The organism is Tardiphaga sp. 866_E4_N1_4 (assembly GCF_052076075.1).
GTDB classification, from domain to species: domain Bacteria; phylum Pseudomonadota; class Alphaproteobacteria; order Rhizobiales; family Xanthobacteraceae; genus Tardiphaga; species Tardiphaga robiniae.
The window spans coordinates 5796340-5812453 of sequence record NZ_CP197242.1; the positions used below are offsets into that span (position 1 = coordinate 5796340).

General features: G+C 59.5%; 17 protein-coding genes. 14 read left to right on the top strand and 3 right to left on the bottom strand.

The window, feature by feature from the left end; all coding sequences use genetic code 11:
• The first annotated feature begins 77 nt into the window (after positions 1-77).
• The 13 genes from AB8B20_RS27925 (at position 78) to AB8B20_RS27985 (ending at position 12525) form a co-directional block, all read left to right on the top strand.
• Complete coding sequence (locus AB8B20_RS27925) at positions 78-719, top strand: VOC family protein (RefSeq protein ID WP_439074066.1); 642 nt, start codon at positions 78-80, stop codon at positions 717-719.
• 49 nt (positions 720-768) lie between these two features.
• Positions 769-1233, top strand: a complete 465-nt coding sequence (locus AB8B20_RS27930; protein ID WP_439073855.1) for a tautomerase family protein — start codon at positions 769-771, stop codon at positions 1231-1233.
• Between the two features lie 269 nt (positions 1234-1502).
• Entirely contained in the window at positions 1503-2816 is a 1314-nt protein-coding gene (locus AB8B20_RS27935) for an epoxide hydrolase family protein (RefSeq protein WP_439074065.1), read from the top strand.
• 60 nt (positions 2817-2876) lie between these two features.
• On the top strand, positions 2877-3725 hold the full coding sequence (locus AB8B20_RS27940; protein ID WP_439073854.1) for an enoyl-CoA hydratase/isomerase family protein: 849 nt from the start codon (positions 2877-2879) through the stop codon (positions 3723-3725).
• 89 nt (positions 3726-3814) lie between these two features.
• Positions 3815-4270: a (2Fe-2S)-binding protein gene (locus AB8B20_RS27945; RefSeq protein ID WP_439073853.1), complete on the top strand. Its 456-nt coding sequence runs from the start codon at positions 3815-3817 to the stop codon at positions 4268-4270.
• Between the two features lie 16 nt (positions 4271-4286).
• Complete coding sequence (locus tag AB8B20_RS27950) at positions 4287-6464, top strand: molybdopterin cofactor-binding domain-containing protein (protein WP_439073852.1); 2178 nt, start codon at positions 4287-4289, stop codon at positions 6462-6464.
• Positions 6465-6515: 51 nt separating this feature from the next.
• Complete coding sequence (locus AB8B20_RS27955; protein WP_439073851.1) at positions 6516-7043, top strand: hypothetical protein; 528 nt, start codon at positions 6516-6518, stop codon at positions 7041-7043.
• A 37-nt stretch (positions 7044-7080) separates the two neighbouring features.
• On the top strand, positions 7081-7722 hold the full coding sequence (locus tag AB8B20_RS27960; RefSeq protein WP_439073850.1) for an isochorismatase family cysteine hydrolase: 642 nt from the start codon (positions 7081-7083) through the stop codon (positions 7720-7722).
• Positions 7719-8231 carry a peptide-methionine (S)-S-oxide reductase MsrA gene (msrA, locus tag AB8B20_RS27965; RefSeq protein ID WP_439073849.1) on the top strand — a complete coding sequence of 171 codons (513 nt, stop codon included), beginning with the start codon at positions 7719-7721 and terminating at the stop codon, positions 8229-8231. Before AB8B20_RS27960 ends, msrA begins: the two co-directional genes overlap by 4 nt.
• Entirely contained in the window at positions 8194-10032 is a 1839-nt protein-coding gene (gene sdhA / locus AB8B20_RS27970) for a succinate dehydrogenase flavoprotein subunit (protein WP_439073848.1), read from the top strand. Before msrA ends, sdhA begins: the two co-directional genes overlap by 38 nt.
• 279 nt (positions 10033-10311) lie before the next feature.
• The gene (locus tag AB8B20_RS27975; RefSeq protein WP_439073847.1) at positions 10312-10749 is read left to right on the top strand and encodes a cupin domain-containing protein; all 438 of its coding nucleotides are present in this window, start codon (positions 10312-10314) and stop codon (positions 10747-10749) included.
• 58 nt (positions 10750-10807) lie between these two features.
• The gene (locus AB8B20_RS27980) at positions 10808-11911 is read left to right on the top strand and encodes a mandelate racemase/muconate lactonizing enzyme family protein (RefSeq protein ID WP_439073846.1); all 1104 of its coding nucleotides are present in this window, start codon (positions 10808-10810) and stop codon (positions 11909-11911) included.
• A gap of 50 nt (positions 11912-11961) precedes the next feature.
• The gene (locus AB8B20_RS27985) at positions 11962-12525 is read left to right on the top strand and encodes a helix-turn-helix domain-containing protein (RefSeq protein ID WP_439073845.1); all 564 of its coding nucleotides are present in this window, start codon (positions 11962-11964) and stop codon (positions 12523-12525) included.
• Positions 12526-12673: 148 nt separating this feature from the next.
• Here AB8B20_RS27985 and AB8B20_RS27990 read toward each other — a convergent pair whose 3' ends face one another.
• The 3 genes from AB8B20_RS27990 to AB8B20_RS28000 all read right to left on the bottom strand — a co-directional run bounded on the left by AB8B20_RS27990 (position 12674) and on the right by AB8B20_RS28000 (position 14978).
• Positions 12674-13924, bottom strand: coding sequence for a YbfB/YjiJ family MFS transporter (locus AB8B20_RS27990; RefSeq protein ID WP_439073844.1), 1251 nt, complete (start codon positions 13922-13924; stop codon positions 12674-12676).
• Between the two features lie 66 nt (positions 13925-13990).
• A complete protein-coding gene (locus tag AB8B20_RS27995; RefSeq protein WP_439074064.1) occupies positions 13991-14245 on the bottom strand; it encodes a tautomerase family protein in 255 nt (84 codons plus the stop codon).
• A gap of 22 nt (positions 14246-14267) precedes the next feature.
• Positions 14268-14978 carry an SDR family NAD(P)-dependent oxidoreductase gene (locus AB8B20_RS28000; RefSeq protein WP_439073843.1) on the bottom strand — a complete coding sequence of 237 codons (711 nt, stop codon included), beginning with the start codon at positions 14976-14978 and terminating at the stop codon, positions 14268-14270.
• A gap of 242 nt (positions 14979-15220) precedes the next feature.
• Between AB8B20_RS28000 and AB8B20_RS28005 the strand changes: the two genes are divergently transcribed.
• Positions 15221-16108 (top strand): LysR family transcriptional regulator, encoded by an 888-nt coding sequence (locus AB8B20_RS28005; RefSeq protein WP_439073842.1) that lies wholly within the window; start codon positions 15221-15223, stop codon positions 16106-16108.
• Positions 16109-16114: the final 6 nt, after the last annotated feature.

Below are 16114 nucleotides of genomic sequence, written 5' to 3' on the forward strand. Positions count from 1 at the left end.
TCGTCTTCGCGTAACGTCTTAACGGCAGATCGCCCGCAGTAACTGCTCGGGATCTCGCTTTGGACGAGGAGACCAACATGACTGCTATCGATCTGAAACTTGAAGTGATTGTCATTCCCGTCTCGGATGTCGATCGCGCAAAAGCTTTCTATGCAGGGCTGGGGTGGCGGCTCGATGCCGATTTTGCCTCAGGCGCTGACTATCGGGTGATCCAGTTCACCCCGCCGGGATCGGCATGTTCCATCATCTTCGGCACCAATGTGACGTCGGCCGCGCCTGGAACGGCTCAGGGGCTCTACCTGATCGTGACGAGCGTGGAGGCGGCGCGTCAGGAGCTCCTAAAGAGCGGAGCCGAGGTCAGCGAACCGTTCCACGCCGGAGTCGATGTCTATAACGGAGAGGACGAGCCATTTCTATTTGGTCGGTTGCGTCTCGATGGTCTGGATCCGGACCGCCGCAGCTACCGGTCCTTTGCGTCCTTCAACGATCCGGACGGCAATGGCTGGCTCCTCCAGGAGATCACCTCGCGATTGCCCGGCCGCATCGATGCGGCCGACACGACATTCTCGTCGACAGGGGATCTTGCCGCAGCTCTCCGGCGGGCGGCAGATGCGCATGGCGAACACGAGAAAAGATTGGGCGTGCACGACGATAATTGGCCGGAGTGGTACGCAGATTTCCTTACAGGCGAGCAGCACGGACGATCTGTGTCTCCTTAACTACGCCGCCGTCCTCCTGAACAGATGAATGAACGATCGGAGTATCGTAATGCCACTTGTTCGAATCGACGTCATTGAGGGCCGCAGCGCGGACGAGCTGAAGGCGATCCTCAATGCGACCCATAGCGCATTGGTTGCCGCCTTCAGAATCCCAGAAAGTGACCGTTATCAGATCATCCACGAGCATCCGGCTGGAAATTTCCGTATGGAAGATACCGGGCTCGGGATTAAACGGACGGCGCGCAGGATGCTAGTTCACGTGACCACGCGACCGCGATCGCGGGAATCGAAACAAGCCTTCTACCAGCTGCTGTGCGACAGCTTGAGAAAGGAATGCGACATCGAGCCATTCGACGTCGTCGTTTCGATGGTGACGAATGGCGACGAGGATTGGTCCTTCGGCCACGGTCGTGCGCAGTTCTTGACCGGCGAGTTGGAGACGGCGGTGTCGCTCGATCGCCTCTCTGCCGGCAATCGGGTCGCAGAACGGGGCATGTTCCGGCCTTCACGCTGATGCTCCGCGATCGGTCCGCACCAATCTTATCAAGGCCTCCCGAGCGGGAGGCCTTTTTGCGATTCTCGAGTAATCGCCCAGCAAATTAATACTCGGCGCGACATGATTGTCGCGTCGTTAAATCCAGCGAGCGACATCGATCTCTCTCGGCTACTCGCATCAGCTAACGCGTCCTAACAATCCATAACGAGCATGTCGCTGCGACATCCGCCATGTTCATCTCATGCAAAAGCGGGCTGCGGCCCATCGATTGGACAGGGAGAATGACCATGGATACTTACCCAAATCATGATCACGGTACGCTGGACAGGCGGCAACTTCTCAACACGGCTTTCCTCGGCGTCGCGACAGCCGGTGTGGCGTCGCTTTTGCCATCCAGCGCGATCCAGGCAGCGATGAGCGATTCCATCCGCCCGTTTCACGTCCATATTCCCGACCAAGATCTCGTCGACCTGCGCCGTCGCCTTGCGGCGACGCGCTGGCCTGACAAGGAGATCGTATCGGATCAGTCGCAGGGCGTGCAGCTGGAGACGATGCAGAAGCTCATTCAATACTGGCGTACCGATTACAACTGGCGGAACATCGAGACGCAGCTCAATGCGTTGCCGCAGTTCATCACACAGATCGATGACGTTGATATCCACTTCATCCATGTTCGGTCAAAGCAAGCAAACGCACTGCCGATGATCGTGACGCATGGATGGCCGGGATCGATTATCGAGCAGCTTAAGATCATTGGTCCATTGACGAATCCGGCGGCTCACGGTGCGAGCACATCGGATGCCTTCGATATCGTTATCCCTTCGATCCCCGGTTATGGTTTTTCCGGCAAACCCAAGACGGCCGGGTGGGATCCGGTGCGGATAGCACGCGCCTGGGTGGTGTTGATGAAACGCCTCGGATATACGCGTTTTGTTGCGCAGGGAGGGGATTGGGGCAATGCGATTACGGAGCAGATGGCGCTGCTCGCGCCGCCGGAGCTGCTTGGCATTCATACCAATATGCCCGCGACCGTCCCGGCGGACGTTGCGACCGCTCTGCAGCCGGGTGGCACGCGGCCATCCAATCTCTCCTCGGTCGAGAACCAGGCATATGATCAGCTGGACAGCTTCTATAAGCATGGCCTTGGCTATGCCATCGAGATGTCAAACCGGCCTCAGACACTATACGGCATCGTCGATTCACCTGCGGGCTTGGCGTCATGGATTCTCGATCATGACACGCGCAGCTATGAACTGATCGCACGCGTCTTCGACGGCCGGCATGAAGGCCTCAGCCGTGACGATATTCTCGATAATATCTCACTCTACTGGCTGACCAATACGGGGGTCTCTTCGGCCCGCCTCTATTGGGAGAACAAGCTGGTTTTCTTCGAGCCGAAGCATGTCTCCATCCCGGTCGCTGTCAGCGTATTCCCTGATGAGATCTATGCAGCGCCGCACAGCTGGACCGAGCGGGCCTATCCCAAACTGATTCATTACAACCGCCTCGACAAAGGCGGGCACTTTGCCGCTTGGGAGCAGCCAGAGCTGTTTTGTGCGGAAATGCGCGCGTCCTTTAAATCGCTTCGCCAATCAATCTGAGCCGACAGGGCGCGTAGTGATATGCGCGGCGTCCATTCGGACATAGCAGGAACTATCAACATGAACCGTCCCGAGCGCAACTTTTCCTCCGAGCAGATCCATCTCGAAAAGCGGCTGCCGTCATATTGGCGCGTCACCTTCGATATTTCACCGCTCAACATCTTCGGCCCATCAACGGTCGGCCCGCTCAACGAGATCGTGACCGCGATCGAAACGGATCCGGCTGTCAAAGTCGTAGTGTTCGACAGTGCCATCGAGGGCTTCTTCCTGACCCACTACGATTTTCTCGCGCCCTTGGAGGAATCTGCACGGATCCCCCCAGGACCAACAGGACTTCAGGCGCTCCCCGATATGCTGGTGCGCCTCAGTCGCGCACCGGTTGTCTCCATCTGTTCGATCAGGGGACGCGCAACTGGGGTAGGAAGTGAGCTGGCACTGGCTAGCGACATGCGTTTCGCCAGCCGCGAAAAGGCGATCCTCTCGCAATGGGAGGTCGGGGCTGGACTGGTACCCGGCGGCGGACCGATGGCGCGACTTCCGCGTCTCGTCGGACGAGGTCGTGCACTTGAGATCCTGCTGAGTGCCGACGATATTCGCGGCGATCTCGCCGAGCGCTACGGCTACGTCAATCGGTCTTTGCCGGATGCTGAACTGGACGATTTCGTTGAGGCTCTCGCGATGCGGATTGCGTCCTTTGACAAGCAGGCTATCGCTGAGACCAAGCGTCTCGTCGATGTGGCAAGCCTGCCCCCCGACGCAGAAATCGCGCCCGAGTGGGATGCATTCATCGCCGCGATTGGTCGTCCAGAAAGTCAGCGGAGGATCAAAGCGCTGATGGAACGCGGATTCCATCGTGAGGGCGATGTGGAGAGCCGGCTCGGCTTTCACGTCGGTCAGCTCGGACGCTGACGATCGATTCGATCAGGAGGGCGGCGCCGTTGGCCTCGCTCCCTTCTCATCACCCAAACGACGACCGTTAAGGCGCAAGGAGGAGCGATATGAGCTTTTCAATCAGCATCAATGGGATATCGCATAGTGTGGACGTCGACGCGGATACGCCGCTGCTGTGGGTGCTTCGCGATGTCCTCGGCATGACCGGGACGAAGTTCGGCTGTGGCATGGCGCTGTGCGGTGCCTGCACCGTCCATATGGATGGATCGGCCATTCGCTCGTGCATCACGACGATCGACAGTATCGGTGACGCCAAGATCACGACCATCGAGGCGATCGGCAAAACCGGCGCCGGCGCGAGTGTGCAGAAGGCCTGGCTTGAGCATGAAGTTGCCCAGTGCGGCTACTGCCAATCCGGCCAGATCATGTCCGCGAGCGCACTGCTGGCGGCCAATCCCCATCCAAGCGATGCCGACATCGATGACGCCATGAGCGGAAACATCTGTCGCTGCGGCACCTACACCCGCATTCGCGAAGCCATCAAGCTCGCCGCGCAGCGATAGCCAAAGGAAGCGTGTCATGATCAGCGATCGCGTGTCATCTGCAGCAACAGCCAGTCGTCCATCCCGACGTCGCTTCCTGATTGGCAGCGCCGCGCTTGGCGGCAGCCTGGTGCTGAGCTTCAATTTGCCCGGCGGCGACGCCGAAGCGGCGGCGACCGGCAGCTTTGCGCCGAATGCTTTCGTACGCATCGATCGCAGCGGCGAGGTCGTGCTCACCATGCCCTATGTCGAAATGGGGCAGGGGACATATACGTCGATCCCGATGCTGATCGCGGAGGAGTTGGGCGTCGATCTCGACCAGATTCGCCTTGAACATGCACCGCCGAACGAAAAGCTCTATGCCAATCCATTGCTCGGCGTGCAGGCGACTGGCAACTCGAACGCCATCCGCGGCGCCTGGAAGCCGCTACGCGAGGCCGGTGCGACAGCACGGATGATGCTGACCGCCGCCGCAGCAAAGCGCTGGGGTGTCGATGTAAGCTCATGCCGTGTGCAGGCCGGCGAGGTACTTCACGCCCAGAGCGGTCGACGCTTGAAATTCGGTGAGCTTGCTGAATCCGCAGCGCAGATGCCGCTGCCGTCCAACATTGTGCTGAAGAAGCCGGACGAATTCACGCTGATCGGCACGCCGGCCAAGCGGCTGGATGCGTCGGGCAAGGTCAACGGCTCGGTGACCTACGGAATCGATGCGCGTCCGCCGGGGGTGCTGATCGCAACGCTTGCGCAATGCCCGGCATTCGGTGGCCGACTTATAAGCGTCGACGATCGCGCGGCAAAGGCCGTCAAGGGCGTACGCCAGATCGTTCGGCTCAACGATGCCGTCGCGGTGGTGGCGGATCACATGGGCGCTGCGAAGAAGGGACTGGAGGCGCTGCAGATCACCTGGGACGACGGTCCGAACAAGCACTTGACGACAGAAGACATAGCGCAGGAGCTCGATCAAGCGACGCGGAAGCCCGGTGCAGTCGCCCAGACCATCGGCAACGTCGATGACGCCATGGCACGCGCCACGACCAGGGTCGAAGCGACCTATCAGATGCCGTTTCTGGCGCATGCCACCATGGAGCCGATGAACTGCACGGTGCATTTGCGCAAGGATGCCTGCGAGATCTGGGTCGGAACGCAGGCAATTGCCCGCGTGCAGGCCATGGCAGCCAAAGCTGCTGGTCTGCCGGTCGACAAGGTCACGGTTCACAATCACCTCATCGGCGGTGGCTTCGGACGGCGCCTGGAAGCCGACGGGGCCGTGCGGGCCGTCGAGATCGCCCGACATGTGGATGGACCGGTCAAGGTTGTGTGGACCCGCGAGGAGGACATCCAGCACGACATGTATCGGCCCTATTGGGTCGATCGCATCGCCGCGGGGCTCGATGCCAGTGGCAGACCGGTCGCATGGAAGAACCGCTTTGCGGGATCGTCGGTGATCGCACGCTGGCTGCCGCCGGCCTTCAAGGACGGCCTAGATCCGGACACAACGGAAGGCGCAATTGATCTAATCTACGACCTGCCGAACTTTCATGTCGAATATGTGCGTGTCGAACCTCCCGGGATCCAGACGGCGTTCTGGCGCAGCGTGGGTCCGTCGCACAATGTGTTCGTTACCGAGAGTTTCATTGATGAGCTGGCCTTCACGGCCGGGCAGGATGCGGTTGTCTATCGCCGTATGCTTCTGGAGCATCATCCGCGTGCGAAGGCGGTGCTCGATCTCGCTGCCGACAAGGCTGGCTGGGGGCGACCGCTGCCTAAAAGCCGTGGCCGGGGCATATCGGTGCAATCCGCTTTCGGCAGCTATCTGGCACAGGTCGCTGAGGTCGAGGTTGTTGCAGACGGAACGGTTCGCGTCCATCGGGTTGTTTGCGCGATGGATTGCGGCATCGTCGTCAATCCCGACACCGTACAGGCCCAGATCCAGAGCGGCGTCATCTTCGGCGTAACGGCGGCTCTCTATGGTGAGGTCACGCTCAAGAATGGTCGCATCGAGCAGAGCAATTTCGATTCGTATCAATTGCTGCGCCTGAATGAGGCGCCAGCCATCGAGGTTCACGTCGTCCTCAGTTCCGAGACGCCCGGTGGCATGGGCGAGGCCGGCACATCGGGCATCGTTCCTGCAATTGCCAATGCCGTCTTCGCTGCGACCGGGAAGCGGCTGCGCAAGATGCCGATCGACGCCGGTGCTCTGAAGCAACGGACGTGAGCGTACATTATTCTGAGACAATGAAAATCCAAAATCACGGAGATCCATAAGATGAATACCAATCAGATCGTCGATTCCAGCTTCACCGCAATCATCAACGCGCCGATCGAGGCGATCAATATTCCAGAATGGTGCTTCAACCTCTCGGAACGCGACTATCAGGGCTGTTCGCCGGCTCACATTGCCGCGGGATTCACGACGGCGCCGGATGGCAAGCGGATGTCGATCAATGTCGAAACGATCGGTGGCAGCCTGATGGTGCAGCACTATGTCGAGACGCTCGGCAAGAAGGACCATCTGATTCTCGATTCAACGTCCGATGTCTTCACGCCCAGCGGTCGGACCACCATCCACGTGACCTGGGAATTGAGCGTCAAGGCGATGGGCGACGGACAATGCGAATTCACTAACCGCGTGCAGTCATTCGGTACCGACGAATTCATGACGTTCCTCGCCAAGCAGGGCATTCCCTTCGATCAGTTTCGGGCACAGCGCCAGCCAGCGTCGATCGCACATAACCAGAGCGAAACGCCATTCTTTGCTGCGAGCATCGAGCGGGCCGCCCGCGCAAACAGCTGATCGCGGAGCATTTCACATCTGAATCGGGAGAAACGTCATGAACGCACCGACCGTCTACAAGAAGGAAAAAACTGCCCTCCTGTTCGTCGATCCCTATAACGACTTTCTGTCGGAAGGCGGCAAGATCTGGCCGCGGGTCAAGGAGGTCGCGCTTGAAAATAAACTGCTGGACAATCTCAGAGCGATTAACAGCGCGGTCCGGGGTGCTGGCATCCAGGTGTTCATCGTTCCGCATCGCCGGTGGGAGCATGGCGACTATGAATGTTGGCACCACCCGAATCCAACACAGCTCGGCATGATGAAGCGTCACACATTCGCACGCGGCGAGTGGGGTGGCGAATGGCATCCGGATTTTGCGCCGCAGCCGGGTGACGTGGTGATCAAGGAACACTGGGGGCAAAGCGGCTTCGCCAATACCGATCTCGACCAGCAGCTGAAGCAGCACGGCATCAGCCACGTCATCGTGATCGGCCTGCTCGCCAATACGTGCATCGAATCAACGGGGCGCTACGCGATGGAGCTTGGCTATCATGTTACGCTGGTGCGCGATGCGACGGCGGCCTTCAGCCGAGACATGATGCATGCGGCGCATGAGCTGAACGGGCCCACTTACGCACATGCGATTGTCACCACCGGCGAACTGCTCCCCACCATCGCAGCAATCGAGGTCGCGGCATGATTGGCGCGGGCATAAGCGAGCGCGCCGTACTGGCTGGCGGATGTTTCTGGGGCATGCAGGATCTCATTCGCAAGCAGCCCGGCGTGCTATCAACACGCGTCGGTTATACCGGCGGGACGGTGAGGAATGCGACCTATCGGCATCATGACGGGCATGCCGAAGCGATCGAGATCACTTTCGATCCCGCACGGATCAGCTATCGGACGCTATTGGCGTTCTTCTTTCAGATTCACGATCCAACAACGCTGGATCGCCAGGGAAACGACGTTGGGACAAGCTATCGTTCGGAGATTTTCTACACGAGCGATGAGCAGAGGAGCGTGGCGGAAGAGACCATCGCAGATGCCGATGCGTCTCGCCTGTGGCCCGGTAGGGTCGTGACGAAGGTCTCGCCGGCGGGTGACTTCTGGGAAGCCGAATCCGAGCATCAGGATTATCTCGAACATTATCCAGAAGGCTATACCTGCCACTATGTGCGGCCCGACTGGACATTGCCGAGCGCAAGGTAGCCTCATGTCCAAGGCGTACGAGATCATCGATCACAGCTACGATGTCCTGATCGTCGGCGCTGGTGGCGCCGGCATGCGCGCGGCGCTCGGCATGGCGGCCTCCGGGCTGCGAACCGCGTGCCTCACCAAGGTGTTTCCAACGCGGAGCCATACGGTCGCCGCACAGGGCGGCATGGCCGCGTCGCTCGGCAATATGGGGGACGGTGACAACTGGCGCTTCCATATGTACGACACGGTCAAAGGATCCGATTGGCTCGGCGATCAGGACGCCATCGAATATATGTGCCGGGAAGCCGCCCCCGCGGTGCTCGAACTGGAACATTTCGGCGTTCCATTTTCTCGGACAGAGGAGGGCAAGATCTATCAGCGTCCGTTTGGCGGTCAGACTATCGACTTCGGCAAGCAGATGGCGCAGCGGACTTGTGCGGCCGCTGACCGTACAGGACATGCTATCCTGCACACGCTGTATCAGCAGTGCCTGCGGCACGGCACGGAGTTTTTCGTCGAGTATTTCGTTCTCGATCTGCTGATGGATGATGATGGTGCGTGCCGAGGCCTGCTGGCCTGGAATATGGAAGACGGAACGTTGCACCGCTTTCGAGCGCACCGGACCGTGCTGGCGACCGGGGGCTATGGCCGTGTCTACTTCTCATGCACCGCGGCGCATACATGCACCGGTGATGGCAATGCCATGGTGCTACGCGCCGGGCTTCCACTTCAGGATATGGAGTTCACGCAATTTCATCCGAGCGGGATCTATGGGTCCGGTTGCCTGATCACCGAAGGCGCACGTGGCGAGGGTGGATATTTCACAAATTCTGAGGGGGAGCGCTTCATGGAGCGCTATGCGCCCAGCGCCAAGGATCTGGCCGGCCGAGACGTGGTATGTCGTGCGATGACGATCGAGATTAACGAGGGGCGGGGCTGCGGGCCGAACAAGGAATATATCGAACTTCATCTGGAGCATCTCGGCGCTGACCTTCTGCACGAGCGCCTGCCAGGTATTAGTGAGACCGCGAAGATCTTCGCTGGCGTCGATGTGACGCGCGAACCGATCCCGGTCCTGCCGACCGTGCACTACAATATGGGCGGTGTTCCTACCAATATTCATGGCGAAGTCATTACCAAACGCGACGGCAATCCGGATATGGTCGTTCCTGGTCTTATGGCGATAGGAGAAGCCGCATGTGTTTCGGTTCATGGCGCCAATCGGCTGGGCTCGAACTCGCTGCTAGACATCATTGTATTTGGACGCGCTGCGGCGCTCAGGGCTGCGGACATGGTCCGTCCGGGCGAGGGACACGCTCCGTTATCAAGTCATGCGACCGAGCGCGCCATCGCCCGTCTGGATCGCATCAGATGGGCCAATGGCAACACGAAGGCTGGGGACGTCAGGCTCGCGATGCAAAGGACGATGCAGCGCTATTGCGCCGTCTTTCGAACGGCCCCTCTGTTGCATGACGGGCGTGAAGAGCTGGAAAAGATCGCCGCAGTGATGCGCGATGATCTCGGCGTCGCGGACAAATCCATGATGTTCAACACCGATCTGGCCGAGGCGCTCGAGCTGGACAATATGCTTGCGCAAGCCGACGTCAGTCTGCGCTCCGCCATCGGTCGAACTGAGAGTCGCGGCGCCCATGCGCGCGAGGACTTTCCAAAGCGTGACGACGAGGCGTGGCTCAAACACACCCTGTCCTGGCTCGATGTCGAAGAAGGCGTGCGCCTCGACTACCGCCCCGTGCATCTCCGTCCGTTATCCAATGATGTGGCAACGATTCCTCCGAAAGAGCGGGTTTACTGAGCGGCATTCGTACTGCCGCGCCAGTGAGGCCAATGCTTGGCTATGATTCGCGAGACTTGGGCTTTCGCTGGATGTGGGACTCGACCGGGAACAGCTCGGCAAACTCGGCAGAGTTGCAGGCCATTGATGCGCGCTTCATCGAGTGTCGATCGCTCTTGCAAGAGCTAACGCTCCCTAACACTCGATAACGGGCAATCTTCCCGAGTTTCAGGCATCGTCAATTCAGACGCCACGGCTGGCGATCGATTGGCTCTGCCAGCCATCAGCATGGAGATGCAAATGACTACGCACGTCGCAATGCCTCGCCAACATCAGCCCGATGAAGACAAATTTCGCGCAATCCTGGCTGAGGAGATCGTGTGGGAGGCATTCTCCGCCTTTCCTGCGGGGGCGCAACTCGCCGTGGTGGTCGGTAATCCGGCAGATGCTGGCCCCTATCTCGTTCGCGTCAAGGTCCCTGCCGGGACGAAGCTTATGCCGCACAAGCATCCGGAGGACCGCATCTATACGGTAATGTCGGGTGTCTTTTATATCGGGCTTGGCGAGAGGTTTGACGGCAACAAGGTTGTAGCCTACCCGCCGGGAAGCGTCATCGTGTTGCCGGGCGAGACATGGCATTTTCACTGGGCGCGGTCGGGAGAGTACGTCACGCAGGTGAACGCGATTGGCCCGCTCGGCCTCGAATATCGCAATGCGCATGACGACCCGCGCCACTGACAGTCTCAGGTGTTGTTGAGCTGACAGGTTCTTTCAACCAACTGCGAAAGATGATGCGATGATCATCATTGGCATTGAGACGGTGCCGCTCCGGATTCCATTTCGCGCAGGCAGCAAGTCAGACGCCTCAGCTTGGGGCGACAGCAATCTCCCTGCGGTCGACTCCTTGCTTGTCAGGGTGACAACCGATCAGGGGGTAACCGGCTGGGGGGAGGCATTCGGGTTCCGCGCGGTTGCCTCCGCCAAGCTTGCAGTCGATCAATTGATTGGGCCGCTGTGTATCGGGCAAAATGCTGCTCAGATTGAAGCGCTGATGTCCCGGATTCAGAAGAAGCTTCATGTCTTCGGGCGTGGCGGCGCTCTCGCCTTCGGCATCTCTGCGATTGATATCGCGCTGTGGGACATCGCCGGGAAAGCTGCGAATATGCCGGTCTGCGGGCTCCTTGGGGGTGGTACAGCAGATCTGGCTTGCTATGCCAGTCTCCCCCGGTACTCCGATGTTTCACTCGTTCGAGACGCAGTGCAGCGGGCCAGCGGTGAAGGCTTTGATACGCTCAAGCTTCACGAGATCGAAGCGTCTGCGATGCGTGCCGCGCGCGAGGAAGCCGGTCCGCACACAGCGTTAACGCTCGATGTCAATTGTCCTTGGACGCTGGAAGAGGCAAAGGCCTCCGCGGACGTTCTGAAAGCGCTCGATTTGAAATGGCTGGAGGAACCACTCTGGCCGCCGGAAAATTTTGATGGTCTTGCCCTGTTGAGAAGCGCGACGGGAATCCCGATCGCGGCTGGAGAAAACGTTTATACGTTGATGGATTTTGAGCGGCTACTGAGAGCACAGGCGATTGATTTTGTGCAGCCGAGCCCCGCAAAGATGGGCGGCATCACCGCGTTGAAGAAAATCTTTCCTTTGGCGGAGGTCCACAACACGACGGTCATGCCGCACTCTTTTTATGACGGGCCGGGTCTGCTCGCCGCCATTCATGTGACTGCAGCTCTGGGATCAGCCGATGCCCTGATTGAATGGCGCTGGTTCGACCTCGACACAACGATTTACGGCGCTGCGCTACAGCCGTTGCATGGTCGAATTGCAGTACCGCAAGGACCTGGCCTTGGCATTGATCCCGATCCTGACGTCATTCGCACATACCGGCTGGCGTTATGAGAGCCCTCACTGGATGGGTTGATCCAGGTGGCCGCCCTTCGGAAAGGATGATGAACATGCTTTTAGACTTAAAGTTCGAAGAGCCGATTGAACTTTCCGGCGGCCATCCCTGTGTTGTGGCGAGCCCTGAAATGGTGTCGCAGCTCCTGCGAAGCGCAACGCAGGCGATCGACACCGATGCTGGTGCGGCGCTTGGTTATATCAAGCAAGCTGTTTCGCTCCTTGAAGTGCCCGTAGGGCTGCAGAATGACGGCTCGAATCGCGGTGGTTTGGCCCATTGGCAGGTGGAGCGGGTCAAACGTCATATCGAAACAAATCTGGAAGGGGCGATCCGCGTCGTTGAACTCGCCTGCATTGTGAACCTGAGCTGCGGATACTTCTCAAAAGCGTTCAAGTTGACCTTTGGCGTATCCCCTCATGCCTATGTGGTCGCACGCCGTCTTCAGCGTGCGATGGAGCTCATGACGTTGACGTGCGCGTCACTTTGTGAAATCGCCTTCGCTTGTGGATTTTCTGATCAGCCGCATCTGTGCCGTCAGTTCCGGCGGGTGACCGGTGTAAGCCCCAACGTTTGGCGCCGTAGTCGCGTGGACGGTTTCGTCTCCCGTCAATGATCGTCTCAAAAGGCGATATGATGGGTCATCCATCAGCCGCGCATCTAAAGTGGGCGACGACAAAACCGGGAAGCAGTTGATGGTCGCCGGCCATGCCTCAAGCCGACAACCGGCGTAGCATGAATGCCATTCGCGCTGCTGGCAGAATTCATGATCCAGCGTTGCGCGATCCACGTTTGTGCCCGGTTGTGACAGCGGTGATGAGATCCAGGACCAGAGATACCGTTACAGCAGTAGCGCCGATGACAAACAGCGTCGTGTAATCGCCCGCTGTATGTTGAAACAAATAGGAAAGGCCGTAGGCGCCGACTGCCTGGAACAGCGCAAAGCTCGTGGTTGCCTGTGCCCAGGCGGCGCGCTGGCTGGCGCTGCTGTGTGGCAGCAGTTCGTGGATGCGACCGAGCACGAGCGGTACGATTCCGGGCGTGAAACCGCCGACAATGATGCTCGAGACAATCAGAACAGCCGGCACGGTGCTCAACGCGGGTAGAAGAATTGCGATGGCCTGGACGAGGAAGGCGACGCGCAGCGCGGGGCCGAAGCCCGAGCGGTCTGCAAGGTGCCCCGTCAGTAGCGGTCCGACAATGGCGCCGAGGCCGTACAGGACCCAGTACTGCGATCCGGTTGCGATCCCCTGACCAAGCCCCCGCGCGACGAAATCGACGAGGAAAATCATGTGAGGCACAAGCGCCAGGGCGTTGAGCCCGTATGCGATACTCAGCAAACGGACCGCGACAAGCGGACGCTCCGTTGATGAATGGATCTCTGGTGCCTGTTCCGTAGATGATACCTGAGAGGGCCACGCTCTCCAACTGATCAATGTCAGTAGGGCCGAGAGAAGTCCGAGACCTATCCAACTCTGCGCCAGGCCGAGCCGCAGCAATAGGGGGACCAATGTTCCTGATGCCGCTATTCCCAGGCCGACCCCCGCGAAGATGACCCCGCCGACAATGCCCCTCTTCTTCGGCGCGGTGTGTGGCAGGATCGTCGATGCGGCAAGGACCATGATAACGCCACCAGCGAAACCTGACAGGAACCGCCAGAGGAAGAACCACGTCAGCGATACAGGCGTCGCGCTGGCAAAGCAGCAAATGCTCGCGAGTAGCATCATCCCGCGAAGCATGCGTATGGCACCGGCCCGCGCACTGAGTTCCCTCGCGGCCAAGGCGCCACCGAGATATCCGGCAAGACTGGCGGCCCCGAGATAGACGACATCTGCAGGGCTGAACCATTTGTCGGCGATTAGCGCGGGAATGAGCGGCGTGTAGGCGAAGCGAGCCAATCCAAGCCCGACAAGCGTGGCGCACAAGCCGGCCGCCGCAGCAGGCCAAACTGGCTTGCCGCTGCTGTCGTGATGACTCTTGCCTTGGTGGCTGTGGCTTAGGCTCGGGGAGGACATGGTGTCATCTCTCATGACGCATATGAGCGCACATGCGTGGCGTGCACTTGTCTACTCGGGGATACGTCAGTTCGTGTTGCTCTCATCGATATGTCGGGCCGCCAGCTTCTTTCGGTAGTCGCGGACTGGGAGGCCACCCCACCCCCAGTCCTCCAACTCGACTTCATCGATCACGACGAATGTCGACTCATGCGGTTTCCCCAGAATCTCGAACAACAGATCGCTGACCCCTTTGATGAGCGCTGCTTTCTGTGCCGGGGTCGTTTCGGCTGCGCCTGGTGACGTACCTTCGCGCGTCACCTTGATGTTGACGTAAGGCATGATCGTCATCTCCCTTGGTTGTTCAATGTCCGGCGTGCTGGCCGCCATCGACATGCAGTGTTTCTCCGGTGATAAAACCCGCGCGTTCCAGGTAGAGGACGGCATCGACGATGTCCGCAATCTCTCCCATATGTCCCATCGGATGGAGGTTACCGAGAAATTCGTGGGTTTCCGGCGTATGCATCGGTGTCTTGATGATGCCGGGCGCCACGGCATTCACGCGAATGCCTTGCTTGGCGTATTCGATGGCTAGCCCGCGCGTGACGGCATCCAGTCCGCCCTTGGTGAGCGACGCGAGCCCCGCGGGCACCGAAGAGCTGGGTTGATCGACGAGCGCGGTCGTTATCTGCACGATATGCCCGCGCTGCTGCTTCAACATGTGCGGAACGGCAAGTTGCGTAACGTGGAAGAAACCGGCGAGATTGACGTCCAGCACGTCGCGAAAGTCGTCAGCCGTGTAGTCGGTGAACGGCTTGCTGATAAAGATGCCGGCATTGTTGATGAGCGTGTCGATCCGTCCGAATCGTTCGATGGCGGTGTCGACGATGCGTGCCGCGACCTCACGCTCTCCAATTTGTCCGGCCACAGCGATCACATGACCGTCGTTGCCCTGCTTGATGTTGCGGGAATTCGCGATCACGGCATATCCGAGATCACGATAGGCCTTCACGATGCCAGCGCCGATTCCCTGCGACGCTCCCGTGACGATCGCTACTTTTTCAATTTTGCTCATTGTGGTTCTCCAAAGATGTGGGTTGTGGTCTGTGGCGGCTGCTCACGTCAGTAGTCCGCTGCAGCAAGCTGTTCGAGCGAGATCTTGTTAGATATTGTCAGTCGCTATGAGTGGTGTCGGAGTGTGCCTCCGGAGCGAGGTCCACTGGGGACGTCTGGCGTTGGCGAGCACTCCGATCGGGTCTTCATGTCACGGACATTTAGGCCCATTCCCATCTGCGCAAAATTCGCTAATCTTGCGCAATGGCTGATAGAAAACGCACAGAGCCGGATTGGCAGGATATTCGGATCTTCCTCGCTCTCGGGCGCTATGGCAGTTTGTCGGCGGCTGCGCGCGCGCTCTCGGTCAATCACGCGACAATCGCCCGTCGCCTGCATGCGCTCGAAGCTGCCATGGGTGAGAAGCTGGTGGACCGCCGGCCGGAGGGATACGCGCTGACGTTGGCCGGCTCCCGGGCACTCTCGGTCGCTGGTGATATGGAAGCGGCGGTGCAGACGCTGGGGCGCGGCGGCACGGACAATATGCTGCGCGGCGTGGTGCGCGTGAACGCGCCGCCGGGATTGGCGCAGGGTTACTTGATCGGTCGGCTCGCCGAATTGTCCATGCGATATCCCGGTCTCGACATCGATGTCGCCACCCATTTTCGCTCTGTCAGCCTGGAGCGCCACGAGACGGATATTGCCGTCCGCGTTGGACGTCCGCAGGACGGCGATATTCTGGCACGTCTGCTGATGAAGATTGGCTACGGTTTCTACGGGACACCGAAGCTGTGCCGAGATGTCGAGGCCGGAGCGGCGCCGGTGCTAATCGGTTTCAACGAGATGAATGCCTATGTGCCGGAGGCACTTTGGATGGGGCGCCAATTCCCGAGAACGCGGGTGTCGTTTCGCGCCAGCGATCAGTTCGCACAGGCAACGGCAGCCAAGGCGGGTGCCGGAATTGCCTTGCTGCCGCATTATATCGGCCGGAGAGATCCGAAGCTTCGTCCCTGCGCGCTCGAAAGCGTCCCCCCGGCGCGAGAGGTCTGGCTGCTCACACGACGAGAGGACCGGAAGAGCCCGGTCATCGGGTTGGTGGTCCAACACCTATTGAAGGCTGTTGCCGCTGATCACGCACTGTTCGAGGCGTAGGTGGTC

Coding starts and splice junctions, on each gene's coding strand:
- msrA (WP_439073849.1), top strand. CDS start 7,719: ATGATTGGCGCGGGCATAAGCGAGCGCGCCGTACTGGCTGGCGGATGT.
- AB8B20_RS27990 (WP_439073844.1), bottom strand. CDS start 13,924: ATGTCCTCCCCGAGCCTAAGCCACAGCCACCAAGGCAAGAGTCATCAC.
- AB8B20_RS28000 (WP_439073843.1), bottom strand. CDS start 14,978: ATGAGCAAAATTGAAAAAGTAGCGATCGTCACGGGAGCGTCGCAGGGA.
- AB8B20_RS27980 (WP_439073846.1), top strand. CDS start 10,808: ATGATCATCATTGGCATTGAGACGGTGCCGCTCCGGATTCCATTTCGC.
- sdhA (WP_439073848.1), top strand. CDS start 8,194: ATGTGCGGCCCGACTGGACATTGCCGAGCGCAAGGTAGCCTCATGTCC.
- AB8B20_RS27975 (WP_439073847.1), top strand. CDS start 10,312: ATGACTACGCACGTCGCAATGCCTCGCCAACATCAGCCCGATGAAGAC.
- AB8B20_RS27925 (WP_439074066.1), top strand. CDS start 78: ATGACTGCTATCGATCTGAAACTTGAAGTGATTGTCATTCCCGTCTCG.
- AB8B20_RS27930 (WP_439073855.1), top strand. CDS start 769: ATGCCACTTGTTCGAATCGACGTCATTGAGGGCCGCAGCGCGGACGAG.
- AB8B20_RS27950 (WP_439073852.1), top strand. CDS start 4,287: ATGATCAGCGATCGCGTGTCATCTGCAGCAACAGCCAGTCGTCCATCC.
- AB8B20_RS27935 (WP_439074065.1), top strand. CDS start 1,503: ATGGATACTTACCCAAATCATGATCACGGTACGCTGGACAGGCGGCAA.
- AB8B20_RS27940 (WP_439073854.1), top strand. CDS start 2,877: ATGAACCGTCCCGAGCGCAACTTTTCCTCCGAGCAGATCCATCTCGAA.
- AB8B20_RS27955 (WP_439073851.1), top strand. CDS start 6,516: ATGAATACCAATCAGATCGTCGATTCCAGCTTCACCGCAATCATCAAC.
- AB8B20_RS28005 (WP_439073842.1), top strand. CDS start 15,221: ATGGCTGATAGAAAACGCACAGAGCCGGATTGGCAGGATATTCGGATC.
- AB8B20_RS27985 (WP_439073845.1), top strand. CDS start 11,962: ATGAACATGCTTTTAGACTTAAAGTTCGAAGAGCCGATTGAACTTTCC.
- AB8B20_RS27945 (WP_439073853.1), top strand. CDS start 3,815: ATGAGCTTTTCAATCAGCATCAATGGGATATCGCATAGTGTGGACGTC.
- AB8B20_RS27960 (WP_439073850.1), top strand. CDS start 7,081: ATGAACGCACCGACCGTCTACAAGAAGGAAAAAACTGCCCTCCTGTTC.
- AB8B20_RS27995 (WP_439074064.1), bottom strand. CDS start 14,245: ATGCCTTACGTCAACATCAAGGTGACGCGCGAAGGTACGTCACCAGGC.